17 protein-coding genes and 1 riboswitch are annotated in these 22,150 nt (G+C 73.5%); of the genes, 6 read left to right on the top strand and 11 right to left on the bottom strand.

Annotated features, from left to right (window positions below):
- Positions 1–171: 171 nt before the first annotated feature.
- From KB893_RS12605 to KB893_RS12570, 8 genes are all read right to left on the bottom strand, one after another.
- Positions 172–987, bottom strand: coding sequence for a MetQ/NlpA family ABC transporter substrate-binding protein (locus tag KB893_RS12605; RefSeq protein ID WP_211925674.1), 816 nt, complete (start codon positions 985–987; stop codon positions 172–174).
- Between the two features lie 37 nt (positions 988–1,024).
- On the bottom strand, positions 1,025–1,699 hold the full coding sequence (locus KB893_RS12600) for a methionine ABC transporter permease (protein ID WP_211925673.1): 675 nt from the start codon (positions 1,697–1,699) through the stop codon (positions 1,025–1,027).
- A complete protein-coding gene (locus KB893_RS12595; protein ID WP_211925672.1) occupies positions 1,699–2,700 on the bottom strand; it encodes a methionine ABC transporter ATP-binding protein in 1,002 nt (333 codons plus the stop codon). The genes KB893_RS12600 and KB893_RS12595 overlap by 1 nt, the downstream gene beginning before the upstream one ends.
- 508 nt (positions 2,701–3,208) lie before the next feature.
- Complete coding sequence (locus KB893_RS12590) at positions 3,209–4,474, bottom strand: FAD-dependent oxidoreductase (RefSeq protein ID WP_211925671.1); 1,266 nt, start codon at positions 4,472–4,474, stop codon at positions 3,209–3,211.
- 206 nt (positions 4,475–4,680) lie between these two features.
- Positions 4,681–5,394, bottom strand: coding sequence for a pseudouridine synthase (locus tag KB893_RS12585; RefSeq protein WP_211925670.1), 714 nt, complete (start codon positions 5,392–5,394; stop codon positions 4,681–4,683).
- Positions 5,391–6,458, bottom strand: coding sequence for a class I SAM-dependent methyltransferase (locus tag KB893_RS12580; protein WP_211925669.1), 1,068 nt, complete (start codon positions 6,456–6,458; stop codon positions 5,391–5,393). Before KB893_RS12580 ends, KB893_RS12585 begins: the two co-directional genes overlap by 4 nt.
- Before the next feature lie 51 nt (positions 6,459–6,509).
- The gene (locus KB893_RS12575; RefSeq protein WP_211925668.1) at positions 6,510–7,376 is read right to left on the bottom strand and encodes a DUF3014 domain-containing protein; all 867 of its coding nucleotides are present in this window, start codon (positions 7,374–7,376) and stop codon (positions 6,510–6,512) included.
- 69 nt (positions 7,377–7,445) lie between these two features.
- Positions 7,446–10,505: a ligand-binding sensor domain-containing diguanylate cyclase gene (locus tag KB893_RS12570; protein WP_211925667.1), complete on the bottom strand. Its 3,060-nt coding sequence runs from the start codon at positions 10,503–10,505 to the stop codon at positions 7,446–7,448.
- A 213-nt stretch (positions 10,506–10,718) separates the two neighbouring features.
- Between KB893_RS12570 and KB893_RS12565 the strand changes: the two genes are divergently transcribed.
- The gene (locus tag KB893_RS12565; RefSeq protein ID WP_211925666.1) at positions 10,719–11,330 is read left to right on the top strand and encodes a YbhB/YbcL family Raf kinase inhibitor-like protein; all 612 of its coding nucleotides are present in this window, start codon (positions 10,719–10,721) and stop codon (positions 11,328–11,330) included.
- 7 nt (positions 11,331–11,337) lie between these two features.
- Here the strand turns inward: KB893_RS12565 and KB893_RS12560 are convergent, their stop codons facing one another.
- Positions 11,338–13,470, bottom strand: a complete 2,133-nt coding sequence (locus KB893_RS12560; protein WP_211925665.1) for an alkaline phosphatase D family protein — start codon at positions 13,468–13,470, stop codon at positions 11,338–11,340.
- Between the two features lie 203 nt (positions 13,471–13,673).
- Here KB893_RS12560 and KB893_RS12555 point away from each other — a divergent pair, with 203 nt between their 5' ends.
- On the top strand, positions 13,674–16,001 hold the full coding sequence (locus KB893_RS12555) for a TonB-dependent receptor (RefSeq protein ID WP_211925664.1): 2,328 nt from the start codon (positions 13,674–13,676) through the stop codon (positions 15,999–16,001).
- A gap of 139 nt (positions 16,002–16,140) precedes the next feature.
- Positions 16,141–16,317 (top strand): hypothetical protein, encoded by a 177-nt coding sequence (locus KB893_RS12550; RefSeq protein ID WP_211925663.1) that lies wholly within the window; start codon positions 16,141–16,143, stop codon positions 16,315–16,317.
- 36 nt (positions 16,318–16,353) lie between these two features.
- Here the strand turns inward: KB893_RS12550 and KB893_RS12545 are convergent, their stop codons facing one another.
- Together KB893_RS12545 and KB893_RS12540 are read right to left on the bottom strand one after the other, a co-directional pair.
- Positions 16,354–17,043: a M23 family metallopeptidase gene (locus KB893_RS12545; protein ID WP_377731422.1), complete on the bottom strand. Its 690-nt coding sequence runs from the start codon at positions 17,041–17,043 to the stop codon at positions 16,354–16,356.
- Positions 16,980–17,963, bottom strand: coding sequence for a L,D-transpeptidase family protein (locus KB893_RS12540; protein ID WP_211925662.1), 984 nt, complete (start codon positions 17,961–17,963; stop codon positions 16,980–16,982). The genes KB893_RS12545 and KB893_RS12540 overlap by 64 nt, the downstream gene beginning before the upstream one ends.
- Positions 17,964–18,148: 185 nt before the next feature.
- Here KB893_RS12540 and KB893_RS12535 point away from each other — a divergent pair, with 185 nt between their 5' ends.
- The 3 genes from KB893_RS12535 to KB893_RS12525 all read left to right on the top strand — a co-directional run bounded on the left by KB893_RS12535 (position 18,149) and on the right by KB893_RS12525 (position 21,955).
- Positions 18,149–19,804 (top strand): Na+/H+ antiporter, encoded by a 1,656-nt coding sequence (locus tag KB893_RS12535; RefSeq protein WP_213173760.1) that lies wholly within the window; start codon positions 18,149–18,151, stop codon positions 19,802–19,804.
- Positions 19,805–20,043: 239 nt separating this feature from the next.
- A complete protein-coding gene (locus KB893_RS12530; protein WP_211925660.1) occupies positions 20,044–20,529 on the top strand; it encodes a PaaI family thioesterase in 486 nt (161 codons plus the stop codon).
- A gap of 49 nt (positions 20,530–20,578) precedes the next feature.
- Positions 20,579–21,955, top strand: coding sequence for a chloride channel protein (locus KB893_RS12525; protein ID WP_211925659.1), 1,377 nt, complete (start codon positions 20,579–20,581; stop codon positions 21,953–21,955).
- A gap of 32 nt (positions 21,956–21,987) precedes the next feature.
- Positions 21,988–22,120, top strand: a riboswitch (yybP-ykoY riboswitch).
- Positions 22,121–22,150 lie beyond the last annotated feature (30 nt).

Below are 22,150 nucleotides of genomic sequence, written 5' to 3'. Positions count from 1 at the left end.
CGCGGGGAGGGGCGGCCGCGATCGGGCGATTGTGCGTTGCCCTGGTCGAAGCGAGAAGTGAGGGATGAGGAGCGAGGGACGCCCGGACGCGCCTCGGGGCCCCGGATCATCCTGCGATTCCCGATTCCCGATTCCCGATTCCCGATTCCCGATTCCCGACTCTCAGCGCGATCAGAACGCCGGCAGCACCGCGCCCTGGTACTTCTCCTCGATGAACCGCTTCACCGTCTCGCTGGTCAACGCCTGCGCGAGGGCCTGCACGCGCGGGTCGTCGCGGTTGTCCGGGCGGGCGACCAGGAAGTTCACGTAGGGCGAATCGCTGCTCTCGATGGCCAGCGCGTCCTCCGTCGGCTTCAGGCCGGCATCGAGCGCGTAGTTGGTGTTGATCAGCGCCAGGTCCGCCTCGTCCAGCACGCGCGGCAGCATCGCCGAGTCGAGCTCGCGGAACTGGAGGTTCTTCGGGTTGGCGGTGATGTCGCGGAGCGTCGACAGCGCGTTGCCCGGGTCGGCGAGCTGGATCAGCCCCGCGCGGTGCAGCAGGATCAGCGCGCGGCTGTTGTTGGAGGGATCGTTCGGGATCACCACGCTCGCGCCCTCGGGCAGGGCCTCGAGGCTGTCGTAGCGGCGCGAGTAGGCGCCGAAGGGCTCGATGTGCACGCCGACCACGGTCACCAGCTCGGCCCCGCGGTCGCGCTTGTAGGCCTCGAGGTAGGGCTCGGTCTGGAAGTAGTTGACGTCGATCTGCCTCTGCACGACCTGGTCGTTGGGCTGCACGTAGTCGTTGAACACGCGCACGTCGAGTTCGATGCCCTGCGCGGCCAGCATCGGCTCGACCTGCTCGAGGATCTCGGCGTGCGGGATCGCGGTGGCGGCGACGCTGAGGCGCCTGCCGCCGTCGGCGTCGCCACCCTCGCCCGGCGAGCAGGCGGCGAGCGTCGCGGTGGCGAGCGCGAGCGCGAGAGCGAAAAGGGCGGGGCGGAAGCGCATGCGGTGACTCCGGAAGGCGGACGAAGGGAAGGCGCGCTCAGCGCCGGCTGTAGCGTGCGACCAGGCGGTCGCCGACGACCTGCAGGACCTGCACCAGGACCAGCAGCGCGACCACGGTGACCACGGCCACGTCGGTCTGGTTGCGCTGGTAGCCGTCGCGGTAGGCGAGGTCGCCGAGGCCGCCGGAGCCGATCGCGCCGCCCATCGCGGTGAAGCCGATCAGGGCGATGGCGGTGACCGTGGCGCCGGCGACGAGGCCCGGTCGCGCCTCGGGCAGCAGCACGCGCAGCACGAGCTGGCGGGTGGTCGCGCCCATGGCCTGGGCGGCCTCGATGACGCCGCGGTCGACCTCGCGCAGCGCGGTCTCGACCAGGCGCGCGTAGAAGGGTGCCGCGCCCACCACCAGCGGCAGGATCGCGCCGCGCACGCCGAGCGAGGTGCCCATCACCGCGCGTGTCAGCGGGATCAGCGCGATCATCAGGATGATGAAGGGCGCCGAGCGCAGCACGTTCACCATCAGCGCGAGGCTGCCGTAGACGACGGGCCGGGCCCCGGTCTGGCGCGGCGACCACAGGAACAGGGCTACGCCGAGCGGCAGGCCGATGAGGACGGTCAGCGGCAGCGAGCCGGCGAGCATCAGCAGGGTGTCGAGCGTGGCCTGGCCGAGCGCCGACCACTTGTAGGCATCGAAATGGGGGAGCAGGGCGTCCATCAGCGCAGGACCTCCACGTGCACGCCGGCGGCCTCGAAGGTGCGCCGCGCGGCGTCGACGTCGCCGCCGGTGAGGGCGACGGTGAGCTGCCCGTAGGGCGTGTCGCGGATGCGGTCGATGCGCCCGGCCAGGATCGAGTAGTCGACGCCGGTCTCGCGCGCCACCCGCCCGAGCACCGGCGCATAGGTGTCGTCGCCGAGGAAGGTCAGGCGCAGCACGTCGCCGGTGCCCTGCACGCCGCCGCGCAGCAGCTCCTCGTCGACGTGTTCGGCCTCGGCGACGAAGCGGCGGGTGGTGGCATGCCGTGGATGCAGGAACACCCGGGTCACCGGCCCTTCCTCCACCAGATGACCGGCGTCGAGTACGGCCACGCGGTCGCAGACGCGGCGGATGACGTCCATCTCGTGGGTGATCAGCACGATGGTCAGGCCGAGCTCGCGGTTGATCGTCGACAGCAGGTCGAGCACCGCGGCGGTGGTCTGCGGGTCGAGCGCGCTGGTGGCCTCGTCGCAGAGCAGGATCTTCGGCCGCGTCGCCAGCGCGCGGGCGATGCCGACGCGCTGCTTCTGTCCACCCGAGAGCTGCGCCGGATACTTGTCCGCGTGCGCCTCCAGGCCGACCGTCGCGAGCAGCTCGGCCACGCGGCTGCGGAGCTCGGCCGCGGGGGTGCCGGCCAGCTCCAGCGGAAAGGCGACGTTGCCCGCCACCGTGCGCGCGGAGAGCAGGTTGAAGTGCTGGAAGATCATGCCGACGCGCCGGCGCAGCGTGCGCAGGCCGTCGGCGTCGAGTCCGGCCAGGGCGACGCCGTCGACTGTCAGGCTGCCGCCCGAGGGCGTCTCCAGCCCGTTCAGCAGCCGCAGCAGGGTCGACTTGCCGGCGCCGGAGTGGCCGATGATGCCGAACACCTCGCCCGCGCCGATCGACAGGTCGAGCGGGTGCAGCGCGGGAACGTCGCGACCGTCGACGCGGTAGGACTTGTGGATCTGCCGGAGCTCGATCACGGCGGGCGGGGCCCTGTCGGATGCGGCGCGCAAGCCTAGCAGGGGGCTCCGCGGCCGGGGCGATCGCGCGGGAACACAGTCGTCGTCTCCGCGGGACGGACCGCGTCCGCCGTTTTCCACATGTGCTGTGGATAAGCCGCTGGACAACGGTGTGAGCAGATGCCGCAAGTGGCTGATCCGGGACGCCTGGAACCGCCTCTGGTCAGCGTTTGACCAGCCTGTGGACGCTGTGGACCGGGTGCGCGGCGGCGCGCGTCGAAGTCGCCGGGGATGCGCGTCAAGTACTTTTCGGATCAGTAATTTACGACCGATCGCGCGGCTGCACCACGCAGGCCGGAAGATCAAGATTGACAGCGGGATGACGGGCGCTTCCGGCCTGGAACCGGCGCGTCGTCCGGCTCCGGCCGCTTTCCACAAACCTTGTGGATAAGCACTTGGACAAGAATGTGGGAAGGTGCGGCAAGTGCTTGACGTGACGGGCGATCTTCACGCGCTGTTTAGTTTTTGCTCACCGACCTGAATCCCCGGCCGCGCCGAAGCGGATCCGCTCCGGGCGCGGCCCCAGCCCGAACAGCCACGCCGGCAGCGCCCGGACCACCGGCAGGCGGCTGGCGAGGCGCGCCAGCCGAGGCGCGCGCGGTGGCGGGCCGCCGGCGGCCAGCGCCCGCGCGACCACCCGTCGCTGCAGTTCGATCTGGACCCGCTGGATCAGTCGCGTCGGCAGCATCCGTCGTCGCTGCACACGCGCCAGCAGCGCTTCCGGGACCGGGGCAGCACCGCACAGGGCCGGCCCGAGCAGGTTTCCGGCCGCGGCGGCGTCCTGGAAGGCGAGGTTGATGCCGACCCCGCCGATCGGCGACATCGCATGTGCGGCATCGCCGATGCACAGCAGCCCCGGCCGGTGCCAGCGCCTCAACCGCGATACCCGGACCTGCAGGCGATGCAGCCCGCCGGCGGCGAGCGCGGTCACCCGCGCATCCAGGTCCGGTGCCAGTGCATGCAGGCGCGCCTGCAGCTCGGTCGGCGAGGCCGCGACCGCTCCGGCGGCGTCCTTGGGCAGGATCAGGCCGACCTGCCAGTAGTCGCCGCGATGGATCATCACCATGAACTGGCCGCGCCCGGCGACGGCGTGGGTGCAGTCGGGGTCGCGCGCCTCGCGCGGCAGCCGGAACCACAGCACGTCCATCGGCGCGCCCAGTTCGCGAAGCGGTAGCCCCGACTGCGCGCGCAGGACCGAATCGCGCCCGTCGGCGGCCACCACCAGGTCCGCCTCGATCCGCAGCGACCCCTGCGCATCGCGTGCCAGCACGCCGGCGACGCGCCCGCCGGGATCGTCACCGTCGAAGCAGAGCGCGGTGGCCTCGGTGGCCATGCGCAGGGCGAAGCGGGGACAGGCGCGCGCCTGTCCCGCGAGCAGGTCGAGCAGGTCCCACTGCGGGACGAACGCCAGCCATGGATGAGGGCGCAGCCAGCCGAAGTCGGCGAGCGCCAGCATGCGGTCGGCGAAGCGGACGTGCAGGGCGCGCTCGCGCCGCTGCGGCAGGCGCGCGAACGCGTCGCCCAGGCCGAGGTCGTCCAGCAGGCGCAACGTCGACGGGTGCACGGTGTCGCCGCGGAAATCGCGCAGGAAATCGGCGTGCTTCTCCAGCACCACGACCTCCACACCCCCGCGCGCCAGCTGCAGGCCGAGCAGCATCCCGGCCGGCCCGCCGCCGACGATCAGGCAGCGGGCCCGGATGCGCCGGGGCGGCGCGTCCCCGGCGGAGGCGGCCATGCCCGGTCAGCGACGGCGGGGCGCGCCCGCGCTCCCGCCCTGGCCGGAGCGCTGGGTCACCGCCTTCCACACCTTGCCCGCCACCCAGACCATCACCACACGTCGCAGCATGCGCATCATCGTTCGACTCCTCAGGCCGTGAACCGCGCCGGGACGGCGCGAACGCAGGGAGGCTGCCGCAGGGCATGCCTGCATCGCGTGAGATCTCAGGGCGCGGGCGGTGGCTGGAACACGCGCGCGACCTCCTCCGGCGCCAGCTCGCGCCAGCTCCCCGGGGCGAGCGTGCCCAGGGTGAGCGCGCCCACCGCGACCCGTTCCAGCGCCAGCACGTGGTTGCCGGTCGCGGCGAACATGCGCCGGACCTGGTGGTAGCGCCCCTCGGTGACGTCGAGCAGCGCCCGGCGCGGCTCCAGCACGTGCAGGGCCGCCGGCAGCAGCGGCGTCGGCTCCGAGTCGAGCATCAGCGTGCCCGCGGCGAACAGCGCCGCCTCGTCGCCGCGCAGATCCTGCGCGAGGGTGACGGCGTAGCGTTTGCTCACCTCGGCGCGCGGCGAGATGATCCGGTGCAGCAGGGTGCCGTCGTCGGTGAACAGCAGCAGGCCCGAGGTATCGCGGTCGAGCCGCCCCACCGTCGACAGCGCGGGCTTGCGCATCCGGAAGCGCGGCGGCAGCAGCTGGTAGACGAGGCGCCCGGCGTCCTTGGTCGAGCATGTCGCGCCGAGCGGCTTGTGCATCATCAGCACCATGCCCGGCGCGGGATCCAGCGGCTCGCCGTCCAGGCGCACGTCCGCATGGTCACGGCGGTCGTCCTCGTCCAGCGGCTGCCCCGCGAGGTCGGTCACGCGACCACTGCGGAACAGGGCCGCGACCTCGCGCCGGCTGCCGTAGCCGAGATTGGCGAGATGGCGCAGCAGCTTCATGCGCGCGCCTGCGTCGCGGCGAGGACCTTGAAGCCGTCGCGGTCGGCGAGCGTCCGCACCTGCGCGAAGCGGCGCGCCAGCGTCGCCTCGTAGGGCAGGTGGCGGTTGGCGACCAGGATCAGGCGTCCCTGCGGCGCGAGCGCATCGGCGGCGGCGTCGATGAAGGCGCGGCCGAGCGCGGGATCGTCGGCGCGGCCCTGGTGGAAGGGGGGATTGCTGACGATCGCGTCGTAGCGCGCCGGCAGGCCCGCCGTCACGTCGTGCCAGTGCACCTGCGCGGCGACGCCGTCGGCATGCGGCAGCAGCGCCGCCCCGAGGTTGGCCCGCGCCGGTTCCAGCGCGCGCGCGTCGGCCTCGTAGAGATCCAGGTGCGCGATCCGCGGGCAGCGCCGCAGCAGCTCGCTGGCGAGAAAGCCCCAGCCGGCGCCGAGGTCGGCGACGCGCCCGGCCAGGTCGGCCGGCAGGTGTTCGGCCAGGAGCGCCGAACCCGCGTCGACCCGATCCCAGGCGAACAGCCCGGGGCGGCTGAGGTAGCGGCCGTCGAGGATCGGCCGGATCGCATCCAGCGCCTGCCATTCGGCGACGAGCGCGGCGTCCGCGCTGCCGTCGCTGCGCGGCGCGCACCAGAACGCACGGCAGTGGAACTTCGACAGGCTGCCGCCGTCGCCGGCCAGCCGCGCGAGGTCGGTGGCGCCGCTGCGCGCGCCCTCGGTGTTGGGCATGGCCGCGAGCACGATGCCGCCCTCGGCCAGCAACGACACCGCGCGCGCCAGCAGCGCGCGCGCCTGTTCGCGCTGGCGCGGCGGCAGCACCAGGACGCGGTCGAAGCGCGCCTGCGGCGCCGGCGGTGCCGTCGCCAGCCCGGCGCGCGCGAGCGCGTCCGCGCGCGGCTTCGAGTCCTGCTCGTACACCCAGCCGGCGCCACGCGCCGCGTGCAGGCCGGGACTCTCGCGGGCGCCGAGCACCAGCACGCGCGCATCCGCCGCGGGCTTCAGCGTTGGATCGGCGAGCGCGTGGAACAGCGCGTCGGAAGCGGGATCGGATGCGGAACCTGCGCGGGCCACGGCGGCACTACGGACGAGGGGCCCGCGATTCTACGCGCGACCCGGGGGCGCTCAGCCGGGGCCGGCGCCGTCCTCCGCGGCGGCCGCCGCCGGCCCGGCCACCGGCGCACCCTCGCCGACCAGGCGCGCGCGGATGTCGCGGAGCTTGGCCTTGACCGCCTGCGCCTGCTCCGGACCCATCCGCAGCAGCGCCTTGCGCCCGACCGACCAGGATTCGTACGCGGGATCGGCATAGGCGTAGCCGACCCGGCCGCGCACCAGCTCGATCTCCGCGGGCACCGGCGGCGTCGCCAGCAGATGGTCGATGACCTCGACCAGGCGGTCGTTGAAGTAGCGGTCCGGATAGCCGAGCTCGCGCCAGGCGCGCTGGAACAGCGGATACATGCGCGTGTAGGTGCCGACCAACAGGCCGGTGTCGGCCGTGGTCAAGGCCTGCACGTAGGGCGCGTAGCGGCGTGCGTTGTCCTCCGCCAGGAACAGGCGCCCGTCCTCCGCGGTGCGCAGCGCCAGGGTGCCGCCCACGCGCTTGACCGGCAGGGCCTGCGGGGTGAGGCGCTCGCTGGTGAGGCCGTCGACGGTGGCGACGAAGCGCGAGATCAGGTGCTGCGGCACCAGCAGGTCGAGCAGTTCGGCGGGGACGAGGCCGCCGAGCGCGTCGCGCACGGCAGCGTCGCTCTCGCCGAGGGCAGGCAGGACCGCCTCGTCGGCCGGCGCCTCGGCGGTCGCGACCTCCTCGATCGGATGGCGCGGCGCCGGCGTCGCCGGCACCTCGATCTCGCGGGCACGGCCTGCGGGCGCGGTCGCCGCGCTCTCCGCCGCCGGGCGCAGGTGGTGTGTGTAGATCCACCAGCCGGCGCCGGCCGCGAGCAGCAAAAGCAGGATCCAGATCCAACCGGTCGCGCGCTTCTTCCTTCTCATCGCCTCGGGATTTCGTGGGAACCTCGAGGTTCCGACACCGCTGCGTCGCGAATGTTCCGCCGGCGTGGCTCAGTCGGCGGCGACCACGCAGTCGCGCCCGGCGCGCTTGGCCGCGTAGAGCGCACGGTCGGCGCGCTGCAGGAGCGCGGCGAGCGCCTCGTCCGGCGCGTGCCAGACGGCGACGCCGACGCTGGTGGTGATGCGGATCGCGGTGCCGGATTCGGAATAGTCGACGGGGCTGGCCGCGATGGTCCGACGCACGTCCTCGGCGACCGCAAGGGCCGTGGCCGCGCCGGCACCCGGCAGGCAGACGATGAGCTCCTCGCCGCCGTAGCGCGCGACGTGGTCGTCGGCGCGGCAGGCGGCGGCCACGCGGGCGCCGGCCGCGGCGATCACCGCGTCGCCCGCGGGATGGCCCCAGGTGTCGTTGATCGCCTTGAAGTGGTCGAGGTCGATCAGCAGCAGCGCGAACCCGGCGCCCTCGCGCATCGCCCGCCTGCGCTCGGCCTCGGCCAGCTGCAGGAAGCGGCGCCGGTTGAGCAGGCCGGAGAGTTCGTCGGTGCTGGCCAGCGTGTCGAGCCGCGCGTTGGCCGCCTGCAGGTCGCGGGTGCGGTGGCGGACGAGACGCTCGAGGCGCCGCGCGCGGCGACGCTGGACCAGCGTGGCGAGGTGGAAGATGCCGAACAGCGACGCGGCGACCAGTACCGCCATCGCCAGCCGCGCCGGCAGCGTCTCGTGCCAGTGCGGCGCCACCTCGACCTCGACCCCCTCGACCACGGCGCCGCCGTGCAGGCCGCGGACCGTCGCGCGCAGCTCCAGCGTGTAGGTGCCGGAGGGCAGGTTCGTGTAGGTGGCGGTGGGCGGCGCGCCGCGCGGCACCTGCGTCCAGCCCGCGTCGTCGAAGCCGACCAGGCGATACGCGTAGCGGATCTCGGCCGGCGTCCGGTAGTCGAGCAGGGCGAAGTCGACGTGCAGGCTGCGCGCGCCGGCGGGGACCGCGAGCGCGCCGCCGGCCGCAGGCAGCGCGTCCGCCGGCAGCGCGGCGTCGTCGAAGCGCAGCCCGGTGATCGCCAGCGGCACGTCGAGACGCTCGCGTTCCCCCGGATGCGTACCCGGGCGCACGACGGTGAGACCGCCCAGTCCGCCGAACAGCAGGCTGCCGTCCGGTGCGCGCGCCGCCGCGCGGTGCACGTAGCTGGCTACCCGCAGGCCATCGCGCGCGCCCAGGTCCTGCGCCTGCAGGGTCGCGCCGTCGATCCGCGCCAGGCCGTTGGCGAGGCTGGCCCAGGCATCGCCGGCATCGTCCAGCAGCAGCGCGTTGACCTTCAGGTTGGACAGGCCTTCGTCGCCGCCGATCCGGTCGAAGCGCCAGCCGTCGCCGCGCCCGGGCGTGCGGATGCCCACACCGATGCCGCCGAAGGTCGGCATCCACACGCGTCCGCGTCCGTCCTCCACCGGCGCGCCGGTGTAGTTCTGCGGCAGGGTGGCCGGATCGTCGGGGTCGTGGCGGAGGGTCACGAACTCGCCGCGATCGAGGTCGGCGATGCTCGCGCCGGTCGTGGTCGAGAACCACCAGCGGCCGTCGAGGCGGGTGATCGCGCGGACCTGGTTGCCGGCGAGCGTGCGCGGGTCGTCCGGATCGCCCAGGAACTGCTCCAGCCGTCCGCTGCGCATGTCGTAGCGGTGCACGCCGTCGTAGGAGCCGATCAGCACGCGCTCGCCGTCGCGCTGCATGGACAGGATCAGGCGTCCCTCCAGGTCGGGCAGCAGGCCCGGGGTGACCGCGAAGGTCTCGGGATCGATGCGCGCGATGCCCTGCGCCCCGGCCCACACCGCACCGTCGGGGCCGATCACGAAGGCCTGCACGTCGCGCCCGGCCTGGCCGCCGGTGAGGGCGATGCGGTGCAGGCGTCCGGCCGCGAGATCGAGCACGTCGATCCGGCCCATGCCCTCGCCGAGCCAGATCCGCCCGCGCGGATCGACGAAGATGGTGTGCACGTTGGGGTCGGACAGCGTGGTGTCCTGCAGCGGCGAGGCCAGCATCGAGAACACGCCGCGGGCACCGGGATCGTGGCGCGCCGCGCCGACTTCCGTCGCGATCCAGACCAGCCCGCTGCGGTCCTGGAACACCGCGCGGGTGATGTCGCCGGGCAGCGAGGACTGCAGCGCCGGGTCGTGGCGCACCGCGCGCACGCGGCCGTCCGGCTGCACCGTGACCAGGCCGGCGCCGTCGGTGGCGATCCAGACCTCGCCGTCGTCGAGCTCGAGGATCGAGCGCACCGTGCGCCGGCTGATCGGCCCGTCGCCGCCGAGGCCCGGCGGGAGGACCGCGCGGCCGTCGGTCGCGATCCGCAGCACGCCGTGGCGGCCGGTGCCGACCCACAGCCGCCCGGCGCGGTCCTGGTGCAGGGCCCAGACCTGCTCGCGCAGCGCCGCGGCCGCGGCGGCCGGCTGGCCGTCGGCGGCAGCGACGAAGCGGTCGCTGCCGGCGCGGCGGACGAACAGGCCGGTATCGCCGCCGACCCACAGCGCGCCGTCGCGGTCCTCGAGGACGGTGAAGGTGCGCCGCGCCATGCCGGGCACTTCGCCGGGTCCCGGCACCGCCGCGATACGGCCGCTCGCCGGGTCGAGACGGTCGACGCCGGCCTCGGTGGCGATCCACACGCCGCCGTCGCGCGCCGCGGCCAGGGCGAAGATCTTGGCGTCCGCGGTGCCGCCGGGTCCGCCCACCGGGTAGCGCAGGAAGCGACCGTCGCGCGGGTCGTGGCGGACCAGGCCGCCGGCGTTCGTGCCGACGAGCAGGCTGCCGTCGGCCAGCGGCAGCAGCGTGCGCGCGTAGACGTCGGGCAGGCCGCGGGTCTCGTCCGGATCCTCGGAGTAGACCTGCATGCGGTGGCCGTCGTAGCGGACCAGGCCGCCGAAGGTGCCCATCCAGACCAGGCCGTGGCGGTCCTGCACGATGCTGGTGACGGTGGAGTGCGGCAGGCCGTCGCGCACGGTGACGTGCTCGAACCACAGCGACTCGAACGGCGCCCACGCATCCGCCGCCCGCGCGGACGGCGCCCACGCGGCGAGCAGGAGCAAGGCGCCAAGGAGCAGCCCCGGCAGGATTGAGGATGTACGGAACATGGGCCCGGTTTCTCGGAACGGCTGAGCACCGGCCCCCTGGGACCACCGACGCCGAACGGGCCGGTCCTTCGCCGGCCCGGCGCGCATGCTAGCCGGGCGCGGACGCGCAGGCCATCCGGGCCGGCCCGACGCCCGCATCACTGGGGGCCGGCGAGCATCCGGGTTTCCCGCTCCCCATTCCCCATTCCCGTTCCCCGTTCCCCGGAGACCGCGATGCTCGAGAAACTCCCCGAAGCGCTGGGCCACGCGCTGCGCGAGGTGCGCCCCGGCCTGGACCGCCTGGTGATCCACGGCGATGCGCTCGGCGAGGGCGTGCGCCCGCTGCTGGTGACCAGTCTGGCCATCGACGACGGCAGGCCGATGCCGCTGCGCTTCACCGCCGACGGCGACGGCCGCTCGCCGCCGGTGCAGTGGAACGGCGTGCCGGACGGCGCGGCGAGCGTGGTCGTGCTGATCGAGGACGCCGACAGCCCGACACCGCAGCCCCTGGTCCACGCGATCGCCTGGAACCTCCCCGGCGCCGACGGCATGCTCGACGAGGGCGCGCTCGACGCCGCGCGCGACGACGCGCCCGAGCTCGGGCGCAACTCCTACCTCCGCCACGCCTACCTGCCGCCCGACCCGCCGCCGGGGCACGGCGCGCACCGGTACGCGATCCAGGTGTTCGCGCTCGATCACGTCCCCGACGACCCCGGCGCCGGGCGCGGCGCCCTGGTCGAGGCGCTGCGCGGTCACGTGCTGGCCTGCGGGCTCCTGATCGGCACCCACGAGCGCGAGGACGCCGAGCGCCCGCCGGACGGCCCGGCCAGTCCCATCGTCGCCTGAGGCGCCGTCAGTCCAGCGCGCGCAGGCGCATGTCGTCGCGGGTGAAGGCGAAGCGACGCGTCCGCACCTGCGCCGCCAGCCCGGGACGGTCGTCGTAGAGCCTCTCGGCGACGGCGCCGGCGGGCAGCTCGAGGAAGCGCGCCGCGGCGTGATCGCCCTCGAGCGCGAGCAGCCCCGCGCCATGGCGCTCGGTCTGCACGTAGCGCAGCGGCGCGAAGCCGGACCGGAACAGCTCGTCGAGCGCGGCGACCATGCGCCGCCCGGCGTCGGCCTGCGCACCCTCGCCGGCGCTGCTGCGCGCGAGGATGCCCTTCAGCGTCTCCGACGACACCGCCGGCGTGGTGAATTCGACCGTCGCCGCGCTGTGCTGGGTGGCGAAGCCGGCGTGGATGTCGCCGGAGAGCAGGATCACCCCTCCGGCAGGATCGAACAGCTCGCCGAGCAGGCGCTCGCGCTCCTGCGGGAAGCCGTCCCAGTGGTCGACGTTGAGATAGAAGCGTCGGCGCATCGCCTCCGGCGCCTGCAGCTCGGGGCGAGCCAGGTCCAGCACCAGCGAGGTGAACGACACCGAGCTGGCGACGATCTTGAAGCGCGCGTCGCTGCCCTGCAGGCGCTCGGCCAGCCAAGTGTGCTGGGCCGGGCCATAGGCGCCGGGCGCGCCGTCGAGCGCGCGCAGTGCGGCGAACAGGTCGAAGCTGTCCTTGACCACCAGGTAGCGCGCGCCGATCGCGCTGAACAGCTGGGTCTTGCCCAGCGCCAGCCACGGCAGGCCGCGGTCGAGGCCGGCCGTGTCCGGCGGCGCCACCCGCGCCGCGGCCGGCACGCCCGCGTTGTAGGCGGCGAGGAACTGCGCCAGCACCGGCAGCGCGATGGTGCCGCCGGTCGCGGCCTCGGCGCGGGCCTGCGCCTCGCGTTCGTCGAGGCCGGCGCCGCGGTAGCCCTGCGCGATGGCCATGCGCGCGGCGGTGCGCAGCGCGCGGCGTGCGTCGCCGCGCAGGTCGACGTAGGGGATCAGCGACGGCACCAGGCTGGCATAGTCGAGGCCGAGCTTCGGCAGCCGCGCCTCGAGCGCCGCACGGTCGTAGACCACGGTGCCGGGGAAGGCGTCCTCGGGGATGAGGTGGTCGGGCCGCAGGCTGCGATAGTCGGTGAGCACCAGTTCCAGCGCGCGCCCAAAGCGCAGGCTGCGGTACAGGGCGACGTTGGGGAACAGGCGCTCGCGGTCGACCGGCAGGGTCGCGTCGTCGCCGACCTCCACGTCGACCGGCATGTATTCGAAGTAGGCCTGCTCGGCGTTGCGACGGCGCTCGGCGTCGCCCTCGTCGTCGCGGCCGTCGAGGTAGGTGCCGTGGTCCTGCCAGCAGTCGTCGGAGAACTCGTGGTCGTCCCAGATCGCCACCAGCGGCGTGCGCTCGAGCAGGGCCTGCAGGACGCTGTCGCCGCGCACGCTGCGGTGGATCTGGCGGTAGTTCGACAGGCTGCGCGCGGCCTGGAAGCCGGCGCCCGGCTCGCCCAGGTCGATGGCGCCGGCGGCGTCCTCGAACACGATGCGGCGCTCGGGACTCTCGCTCTGGAACTGCGGATCGCCGGTGGTCTCGTAGATGAAGTCGCCCAGGTGCAGGACGAAATCGAGCTCCTCGTCGAGCAGCGGCACCAGGCTGTTGTACCAGCGCCCGCCGTAGTCCTGGCAGCTCAGGAAGGCCAGGCGCACCGGCACGTCGGCGTCCGGCGCCGGGGCGGTGCGGGTCCTGCCGTGCGGCGAGGCCAGGAACGCGCCGTCGTCGTCGATCAGGAAGCGGTAGTGGTAGACGCGGCCCGGGGCAAGGTTCTCGATGCGCACCTTGATGCAGCCGTCGGCCTCCGCGCTCACCGCCACCTCGCGGTCCACCCGCAGCGCGGTGAAGGCGGCATCCTCGGCGACCTGCACGCGCACGCTGCGCGGCAGCGGCGCGACTTCCACGCGCGTCCACAGCAGCACGCGGTCCGGGCGCGGATCGCCGGAGGCGACCGACTGCGGGAAATGGCGGCGCGAGACGCGCACGGCGTCGGCGGCCATGGCGGCGAGCACGCGCCCGGCCGGCGTCACGGCGGCGGCGCCCGCGGTCAGGGCGACGGTCTTGAGGAAGCGGCGGCGGTCCATCGGGTGCACGGCGACTCGGTGTGGCGGTGAGGGAAGCGCGCAGGAATACGGGGCGCGGATGACCGTGCGTTGACAGCACTCGTCGCGTTCGCCGCGTCACCGCCGCGTTATCCGCATGTCACCCCCGCGCAATCCGTGGCCTCGACCCTGCGCGGCTTTCGTGCCGCATCGCGCGGCACGCAACTGCGAAGGGGAACTCCTGCATGCCGCATCGCCGCCATCCGCTCGTCATCGCCCTGCGCGCCGGCCTCGCCGCCGCCGCGCTGCCCGCCGCCGCCTTCGCCCAGGACCCGGCCTCCGCGCGCGGCAGCGAGGAGGCGGTGCGGCTCGACGCGATGATCGTCACCGCGCAGAAGCGCGAGCAGCAGGTGCAGGAGGTGCCGATCGCGATCAGCGCCTACTCCGGCGGGTTCCTGGACGACTACGACGTGCGCAACGTCTCCGACATCGGCAACCTGGTGCCAGGCCTGCAGGTGCAGGAGCAGAGTCCGAACAACCCCGGCTTCGTCATCCGCGGCATCACCTCGGACTCGGGCGAGGCCAACGTCGAGCCGCGCGTGTCGGTGTTCCAGGACGGGGTGTCGATCTCCAAGTCGCGCGGCTCGGTGGTGCAGCCCTTCGACCTCGAGCGCGTGGAGGTGCTGCGCGGCCCGCAGGGCACGCTGTTCGGCCGCGGCGCGCAGATCGGCGCGGTGCACTTCATCCAGAACAAGGCCTTCGACGGCAGCGAGGCCGGCTTCACCCTCGGCGCAGGCAACTACTCGTCTTCGCTGGCCGAGGCCCATGCCAACGCGCCCATCGTCGACGACGTGCTGTTCGGGCGCATCGCCGTGTTCCACGAGAAGCGCGACGGCTTCGTCGAGAACCTCTCCGGCGGCGACCTCAACGGCAAGGACACCAATGCCCTGCGCGCCAGCTTCCGCCTCGACCTGCGCGACACCGATACGCTCGACCTGATCCTCAACTACCAGAAGGACACGCCGCCGGGCACCGCCTTCCGCAGCGGCTCAATCCCGACCCGCGCAGGCAGCCTCGACGTGCTCGACCGGACCGCCGACCTCAACCGCGGCGAGGACCTCGGCCTCGATCGGACCGTGCGCGGCGCGACCCTGCTCGGCAACTTCATGCTCGACGACGCCTGGTCGCTGGCCACGATCACCGGCTGGCGCGATTTCGATTCGGTCGAGGAGTTCGACGCCGACGGCGCGCAGATCCACGCACTGGAGTTCGCCGAGGATTCGCAGGGCCGCCAGGTCAGCCACGAGTTCCGCTTCAACTACGACGGCGGCGGCCGCTTCACCGGCTTCGGCGGGCTGTCCTACTTCCACGAGAGCGGCACGCAGTCGGTGCCGTTCAGCACCGACGAGCGCAGCTTCATCACCCTGCCGGCGGTGGGCCTGGGCGTGCCGCCGCTGCTGCCCGACGGCACGCCGAACACGCTGGTCGACATGCTGCCCATCGCACCCGGCGTGGTCCTGCCGCTCAAGCCCTTCCACCAGGAGAGCTACGCCAACTCCGGCGAGACCGACGCCTGGGAGCTGTTCGCCGACGGCACCTTCGCGGTGACCGAGCGCCTCAACCTCACCCTCGGCCTGCGCGGCACCCGGGAGGACACCACCGCCGGCTACCGCGCCGACTTCTACGGCGTGCCCAGCTTCCTCGGCCTCGCCGGCCTCGGCGGCAGCCCCGATCCGACCGCACCGACCAACATCCTGTTCGCGCCCACCGAGGGCTGGTTGACCCGCAGCGAGACCTTCGAGAGCGCGGTCGGCCGCTTCGTCGTCGACTACGCCTTCGCCGACGACCTGCGCGGCTACGCGTCGATCTCGCGCGGGCGCAGGCCGAACGTGATCAACGTCGACGCCTTCGGTTCGGAAGTGATCGACGAGGAGCTCGTATGGAGCAGCGAGGCCGGCATCAAGGGCGCGATGGCCGGCGGCGGGCTCGTCTACGACCTTGCCCTGTTCCACTACGAGTACACGAACTTCCAGACCTCGGTACGCGACGACGACACCCTGCTGTACGTCACCGCCAACGGCGGCAACGCCACGGCCGACGGCGCGGAGGTTGCGCTGAGCTGGCGCGCGAGCGACAGCGTCGGTGTGTTCTTCAACTACGGCTGGATCGATGCGCGCTTCGACGACACCGACGACGACGGCAACGCGCAGGAGCTCGCCGGAAACCGCTTCCGGCTGACCCCCGAGCACAGCGCCTCGGCCGGCCTCGACCTCGGCTGGGACATCGCCGCCGGCACGCGGCTGTACCTGCGTCCGAGCTGGAACTGGCGCTCCCAGGTCTACTTCGAGGACGACAACACCGACGGCATCGAGCAGCCGGGCTATGCGCTCTACAACCTGCGCGCCGGCGTGACCTTCGGCGACGGCCGCTGGGATCTGGGCGTGTACGGCTCCAACCTGGCCGACACCGACTACCTGATCGACGCCGGCAACACCGGGCGCCTGTTCGGCACGCCGACCTTCATCCAGGGCGCGCCGCGGCTCTACGGCGCGACCCTGCGCGGACGTTTCTGAGCTCGCCGGACGTCCGCCGTGCCGCGCCCCTTCCACAGCCCGGCCATCCGCGGGAGGGGCAGGCGCGGCGGCGCGATTTCATGCCTCCCACACCGGGCGCTTCCTAGTCTCCGGCTCCCCTGGTTTCGGGACCCTTCGCATGTCGTCCTTCGCGCTCTACCTCGTGGGCATGGTGATCGTGATCGCCGGGCTGACCTACGGCGCCACCCTGGCCGGCGTGCCGACGCCGTGGATCGTGGCCGGCGCGGTGGTGCTGCTCGGCATCGGCATCGTCACCGCCGTCTCGCGCACGCGCACCAAGGACCCGTCGCACTGAACAGGCGCGACGGGCCGTCGTGGCGGCGCGGGCGCTTCAGCGCGGATCGGCCGCGCCGGACGGCGTCGCTGCCGGGTCTTCCACTGCGGCAGGCACCGCCGGGCGCGTGAGCAGGGGATAGGGATTGATCGCGCTGGCCTCCCACCAGCGCTTCTCCGGCCCGGGCAGCATCACCGCGAAGTGCAGGTGCGGCGCGTCCGCGCTGGCGTTGCCGGTGCTGCCGACGTAGCCGATCACCTCGCCGCGCCGCAGCACCTGTCCCTCGGCGAGGCCGTCGGCGCGCCGGTCGAGGTGGGCGTAGTAGTAGATGACCTCGCGGCTGGGATCGAACTGGTAGACGGTGAGCCCGCCAGGCTCGCTGTCGAACAGCTTCTCGACGGTGCCATCGTCGGCGGCCAGCACCGGCGTGCCGCGCGCGGCCATGATGTCGATCGCCTCGTGCACGCGTCCCTGGCTGCGCGCATCGTCGAAGGTGTTGGCCAGCGCATCGGGCATGACACCCTCCACCGGAACGATCAGTGCGTGGCTGCGCAGCCGCTCCGGCAACGGCGGCGTCGCCGTCTCCGGTTCGACCGCCGCGGGCACCGGCTGCGGGTTCTGCGCCGCCGCCGGCCCCAGGGCCAGCGCCCACGCCGCCGGCACGAGCCACGCGCGGGCGCGGCTCACGGCACCAGCTCCGCGGTCATGCCGGGGCGCACCGCGTCGGCCACCGTCTGCGCGCTCCAGTTGGTCAGGCGGATGCAGCCGTGCGACTGGGTCTTGCCCACGTGCGCCGGCTCGGGGGTGCCGTGGATGCCGTAGTGCGGCTTGGACAGGTCGACCCACACCGGCCCCACCGGGTTGTTCGGGCCCGGCGGCAGCGTGGCCTCGCGGTCGCCCGGATCGGCGTCGTGGAACAGGCTCGGGTCGTACTCGAATACGGGTTCGCGGCCGACGCCGTTGATCGTCCACTCGCCGATCGGCAGCGGGTCGTGCTCGCTGCCCGAGGACGCCGGGAACTGCGCCACCACCGCGCCCTGCGCGTCGCGCAGGCGCAGCACCGAGTCGCCCGCGCTCACCTCCACCGACTCGATCTCCGGCAGCGGCGGCACCCCGACGACGTTGGGCACGCGCAGCACGGTGCCGGCGGTCGCGAGGTCGGCGCCGGGATTCAGCGCTTCGAGCACCGCAGGGGCGACGTGGAAGCGCTCGCCCAGCGCCTCGGCGGCGCTTTCGTAGCCGAGCCCGTCCATGTCCGCGCGCGCCATCATGCCCTCGGGCAGCGGCCGGAACGGCCCGGTCACGTCCGCCTCGGCCACCGTGTAGTCGGCCAGCGCGGGCGCGCCATCGTCGAGCGCGGCCCAGGTCGCGGCGTCGACCTCGCCGCTCACGGGCAGGTCGCGGCTGCGCTGGAAGCCCTCGATCGCGCGGCGCATGTTGCTGCCGTAGCGGCCGTCGATCTCGCCGGGCGAGAAGCGGGCGCGGTCGAGCAGCACCTGTGCGCGCAGCACCACGGGGCCTTCCGCGCCATCGTCGACCGGCCCCTCGCCGGCGGCGTCCACGGCCGCGGCATCGAAGCCGGGCGTGGGCGGCGCCGGCTGCGCGGCGATGGGCAGCGCGAGCGGCATCAGCAGGACGGCGGTCAGGATCGGTCGCAGCAGGGGCATCGGCAGGCTTCCTCGTGGGAGGCCGGCAGGCTGCCGACGGCGCGGTGAAAGCGCGGGCAGCATGCGCTCGCCGGGTGGCGGTGGTTCATCTTCGTGGACGGGCTGCGAGGGGGTGCGGGTGCGTTCGGTATAGTCCGGCGTCCCGCACCGGTGCGGGACGGATGGCGGCGGGAGCGGGTGCGTCGATGGACGTGGTGACGATGGTGCTGGTGTTCCTGCTGACGGTCGTGGTCTGCGGGTTCGTCGCGCGCCTGCTTCCCGTGCGCCTGCCCTTGCCGCTGCTGCAGATCGCCGGCGGCGCGGTGCTGTCCTACGGCTTCGGCTTCGACGTCGCGCTCGATCCCGACATCTTCTTCCTGCTGTTCATCCCGCCGCTGCTGTTCCTCGACGGCTGGCGCATCCCCAAGGGCGCGTTCTTCCGCGACTGGCGGCCGATCCTGACCCTGGCGGTCGGCCTGGTGTTCGCGACCGTCGTCGGCATCGGCCTGTTCATCGAGTGGCTGATCCCGGCGATGCCGCTGGCGGTGGCCTTCGCGCTGGCGGCGATCCTGTCGCCGACCGATCCGGTCGCGGTGTCGGCGGTGGCGGCGAACGCCCCCATCCCGCCGCGGCTGATGCACATCCTCGAGGGCGAGTCCCTGCTCAACGACGCCTCGGGCCTGGTGTGCTTCCGCTTCGCGGTGGCCGCGGCGGTGACCGGCGGTTTCTCCATCGGCGCGGCCTCGCTGAGCTTCCTCACCGTCGCCGGCGGCGGCCTGCTGGTCGGGCTGGCGGTGACCTGGCTGGTGGGCCTGCTCAACCGCAGGCTGGTGCGCCGCGTGGGCGAGGAGCCGGGCATCCAGATCCTGGTCAGCCTGCTGATGCCCTTCGCCGCCTACCTGGTCGCCGAGCACCTGCACGTGTCGGGCATCCTCGCCGCGGCCGCGGCGGGCATCGCCATGCACTACGCCGAACTCTCCGGCCGCCCGCTCGCGGCCACGCGCATGCAGCGCAACGCGGTGTGGGACATGGTGCAGACCAGCCTCAACGGCATCATCTTCGTGATGCTCGGCGAGCAGCTGCCGCGCATCCTGCGCAGCCTGCCGGAGGTCGCCGCCTCGGTCGGCGCGAGTGGACCGGGCCCGCTGGTCGCCTACGTGTTCGCGATCACGGTGGCCCTGGGCCTGCTGCGCTTCGCCTGGGTCTGGACCTCGGTGCGCTTCAGCCTGTTCCGCCGCGCCCGTCGCGGCGATGCCGAGGGCCGGCCGCACGTGCGCACGCTCGCGGTGACCGCGACCGCCGGCGTGCGCGGCGCGATCACCCTGGCCGGCGTGCTGACCCTGCCGCTGGTGCTGCCCGACGGCAGCCCGTTCCCGGCGCGCGACTTGGCGATCTTCCTGGCCATGGGCGTGATCCTGCTGTCGCTGGTCATCGCCAGCATCGGCCTGCCGCTCCTGGCCCGCGACCTGCCCGAACTGCCGCAGCCGCCGCAGGGCGCGAGCGAGGGCCATGCGCGCGCGCAGGCCGCCGAGGCCGCGCTGCGCCGGCTCGAGGAACTGGGCATGGACCGCACCGGCATCCTCGCCAACGACGAGGTCCGCAACGAGGCCTCCGCGCACGTGGAGAGCGTCTACCGCCGCCGCCTCGACTACGGCCAGAGCGCCGCCGAGGACGCGCAGCGCGGCCTGCAGGTCGCCGATGCCGAACGCGGCATCTGGCTCCGGACCCTGGCCGCCGAACGCGACGAGCTCTACCGCATGCGCCGCCTGCGCGAGATCGACGACGGCCTGCTCGCCAGGCTGGTGCGCGAAGTCGATCTGATGGAAGCGCGCTTCGGTCGCGGCAGCGGGGCGCATGGGTGAGTCGGGTGTAGCGGGGGCAGGGGCAGGGGCAGGGAACAGAGAACAGGGAACAGGGAACAGGGATTCGGGAATCGGGAATCGGGAATCGGGAGGTCGATCTGGAGTGGAAATTCTGCGTTTCGGTCGGACGCGATGACTTCGCCCGCTCGCGTTAGCCTCCCGTTCCCCGTTCCCCGTTCCCCGTTCCCCGGCTCCAGGCTCCAGGCTCCAACCCAACCCAACCCAACCCACTCCTCGCCATGCCCGACTCCCTCCAGGACCTCGCCGCGCCCGACGGCATCTGCTACGGCTGCGGCAGCGCGCACCCGGCGGGGCTGCGCATCAAGAGTCGCTGGGATGCGGACGGGGTGCACGTGGTCGCGACGCATCTGCCGGACGCGACCTTCAGCGGATGGCCCGGGCTGGTCTACGGCGGCCTGCTGGCGATGCTGGTGGACTGCCATTCGAACTGGACCGCGATGGCCTGGCACTACCGCGCCGAAGGGCGCGCGCCGGGCAGCCTGCCGCGGATCGAGTGCGTGACCGCGCACCTGGGGCTCGACTACCGCAGGCCGACGCCGATGGGCGTGCCGTTGACCCTGCGCGCGCGGGTCGAGGGCGAGGTGGCGCGCAGGACGCGGGTGCTGTGCGAGGTGCTGGCCGACGGCCAGGTCACCGCGCTCGGCGATTCGACGTTCGTGCGCGTGGATGTCGCGCGCCTGGCCGCGGCCGCGCGCGGCGCATGAGGTCGGGCGTGGCGACCGTGGCGCGCGGGGCCCATGCGACACTGCGCGGATGGAGAACACTTCGCCCGAGCCGTCATCCGGCCCGCGCGCGCGCCTGCGCCGCCTGATCGCGGATCCCGGCTGGAAACGCCACGTCGCGCTCTGGGCCGGTGCCGTCGCCGTGGCCCTGGTCGCCATCGTCTTCGCCAAGGCCAGCGACGCGGCCTTCGGACTCTTCGCCCGCGCCACGGCGGTGTCGCCGTGGTGGGCGCTGGCGATCACGCCGGCGATGTTCGCGCTGCTGTCGTGGGCGACCACGGGACGGCTGCGCAGCGCGCGCGGCAGCGGCATTCCGCAGGTGATCGCCTCGCTCGAGCGGCCCGAGCCCGGCTATCGCGAGGCCCAGCTCTCGCTGCGGGTGTCGGCCGGCAAGCTGGTGCTGACCGTGCTCGCCCTGCTCGGCGGCGCCTCGGTGGGACGCGAGGGGCCGACCGTCCACGTCGGCGCCGGCATCATGCATACGCTCGGCCGCCGGCTCGGCTTCGGCGACGAGTACCAGGCTTCGCGCTTCCTGCTCGCCGGCGGCGCGGCCGGCATCGCCGCCGCGTTCAACGCGCCGCTGGCGGGCGTGGTGTTCGCGATCGAGGAACTCAGCGGCACCTACCAGCACCGCTTTTCCGGCGCGCTGCTGACCGCGGTGATCATCGGCGGCGTGGTGTCGCTGGGCATCCTCGGCGACTACGCCTATTTCGGCCATGTCACCGCGCGCCTGCCGCTGGGGCAGGGCTGGCTTGCGGTCGCGCTGTGCGGCGTGGTGTGCGGCCTGCTCGGCGGCCTGTTCGCGCGCACGGTGGTGGCGGCCATGGACGGGCGCCCGCGCTGGCTCGGGCGCCTGCGCGGGCGCAGCCCGATCCTGTTCGCCGCTGCCTGCGGCGTGCTGCTCGCCCTGCTCGGCATCGGCGCCGGGCCCGGCACCTTCGGCACCGGCTACGAGCAGGCACGGGAACTGCTGCAGGGCGGGGCGGTGGAGGCGGTCGGGCACGACTACGGCGTGGTCAAGTTCGCCGCCAACCTGCTCTCCTACCTGGCCGGGATCCCCGGCGGGCTGTTCTCGCCGGCGCTCGCGGTCGGCGCCGGCGTCGGCCACAACCTCTCGGTCCTGCTGCCGGCGGTCGACCCGCGCGCGATGGTGCTGCTGGGCATGACCGCCTACCTCGCGGGGGTGACCCAGGCGCCGCTGACCTCGGCGGTGATCGCGATCGAGCTCACCGACAACCATGCCCTGCTGCTGCCGATCCTGGCGGTGGTGCTGGTCGCGCGCGGCGCGTCCGCGCTGGTGTGCAAGGTGCCGATCTACAAGGCGCTCGCGCAGCGTCTGGTGCCGACCGCCGAGACTCCGCATCCGCCCGCCGCGGCCGAACCCGCGCCGGTGCCGCCCAGGACCTGAAGGGTCGTCCCGCGCGCGGCGCTGGTAGAATGCTCGGATTCGTTGGGGAGTAGCCTGCTTCCGCGCTTCGCGGAAGCGCCCGCATCAACAGACTCGGCGCACGCGCCGTGGTGCGGGCAGCCGTCCTGGTTGGCGAGACCATCGGCATGTCGGCGCAATGCGGTCGGGCGGCGCCGGCCTGCCGTGGCCGCGCAG

Source organism: Coralloluteibacterium stylophorae, assembly GCF_018122625.2.
GTDB lineage: Bacteria > Pseudomonadota > Gammaproteobacteria > Xanthomonadales > Xanthomonadaceae > Coralloluteibacterium > Coralloluteibacterium stylophorae.
This window is presented reverse-complemented; position numbering and strand designations above follow the sequence as displayed.

Excerpts from the sequence above, each read along its gene's own strand:
- KB893_RS12605 (WP_211925674.1), bottom strand. The coding sequence starts at position 987 with ATGCGCTTCCGCCCCGCCCTTTTCGCTCTCGCGCTCGCGCTCGCCACC.
- KB893_RS12600 (WP_211925673.1), bottom strand. The coding sequence starts at position 1,699 with ATGGACGCCCTGCTCCCCCATTTCGATGCCTACAAGTGGTCGGCGCTC.
- KB893_RS12590 (WP_211925671.1), bottom strand. The coding sequence starts at position 4,474 with ATGGCCGCCTCCGCCGGGGACGCGCCGCCCCGGCGCATCCGGGCCCGC.
- KB893_RS12585 (WP_211925670.1), bottom strand. The coding sequence starts at position 5,394 with ATGAAGCTGCTGCGCCATCTCGCCAATCTCGGCTACGGCAGCCGGCGC.
- KB893_RS12575 (WP_211925668.1), bottom strand. The coding sequence starts at position 7,376 with ATGAGAAGGAAGAAGCGCGCGACCGGTTGGATCTGGATCCTGCTTTTG.
- KB893_RS12570 (WP_211925667.1), bottom strand. The coding sequence starts at position 10,505 with ATGTTCCGTACATCCTCAATCCTGCCGGGGCTGCTCCTTGGCGCCTTG.
- KB893_RS12565 (WP_211925666.1), top strand. The coding sequence starts at position 10,719 with ATGCTCGAGAAACTCCCCGAAGCGCTGGGCCACGCGCTGCGCGAGGTG.
- KB893_RS12560 (WP_211925665.1), bottom strand. The coding sequence starts at position 13,470 with ATGGACCGCCGCCGCTTCCTCAAGACCGTCGCCCTGACCGCGGGCGCC.
- KB893_RS12555 (WP_211925664.1), top strand. The coding sequence starts at position 13,674 with ATGCCGCATCGCCGCCATCCGCTCGTCATCGCCCTGCGCGCCGGCCTC.
- KB893_RS12550 (WP_211925663.1), top strand. The coding sequence starts at position 16,141 with ATGTCGTCCTTCGCGCTCTACCTCGTGGGCATGGTGATCGTGATCGCC.
- KB893_RS12540 (WP_211925662.1), bottom strand. The coding sequence starts at position 17,963 with ATGCCCCTGCTGCGACCGATCCTGACCGCCGTCCTGCTGATGCCGCTC.
- KB893_RS12535 (WP_213173760.1), top strand. The coding sequence starts at position 18,149 with ATGGACGTGGTGACGATGGTGCTGGTGTTCCTGCTGACGGTCGTGGTC.
- KB893_RS12530 (WP_211925660.1), top strand. The coding sequence starts at position 20,044 with ATGCCCGACTCCCTCCAGGACCTCGCCGCGCCCGACGGCATCTGCTAC.
- KB893_RS12525 (WP_211925659.1), top strand. The coding sequence starts at position 20,579 with ATGGAGAACACTTCGCCCGAGCCGTCATCCGGCCCGCGCGCGCGCCTG.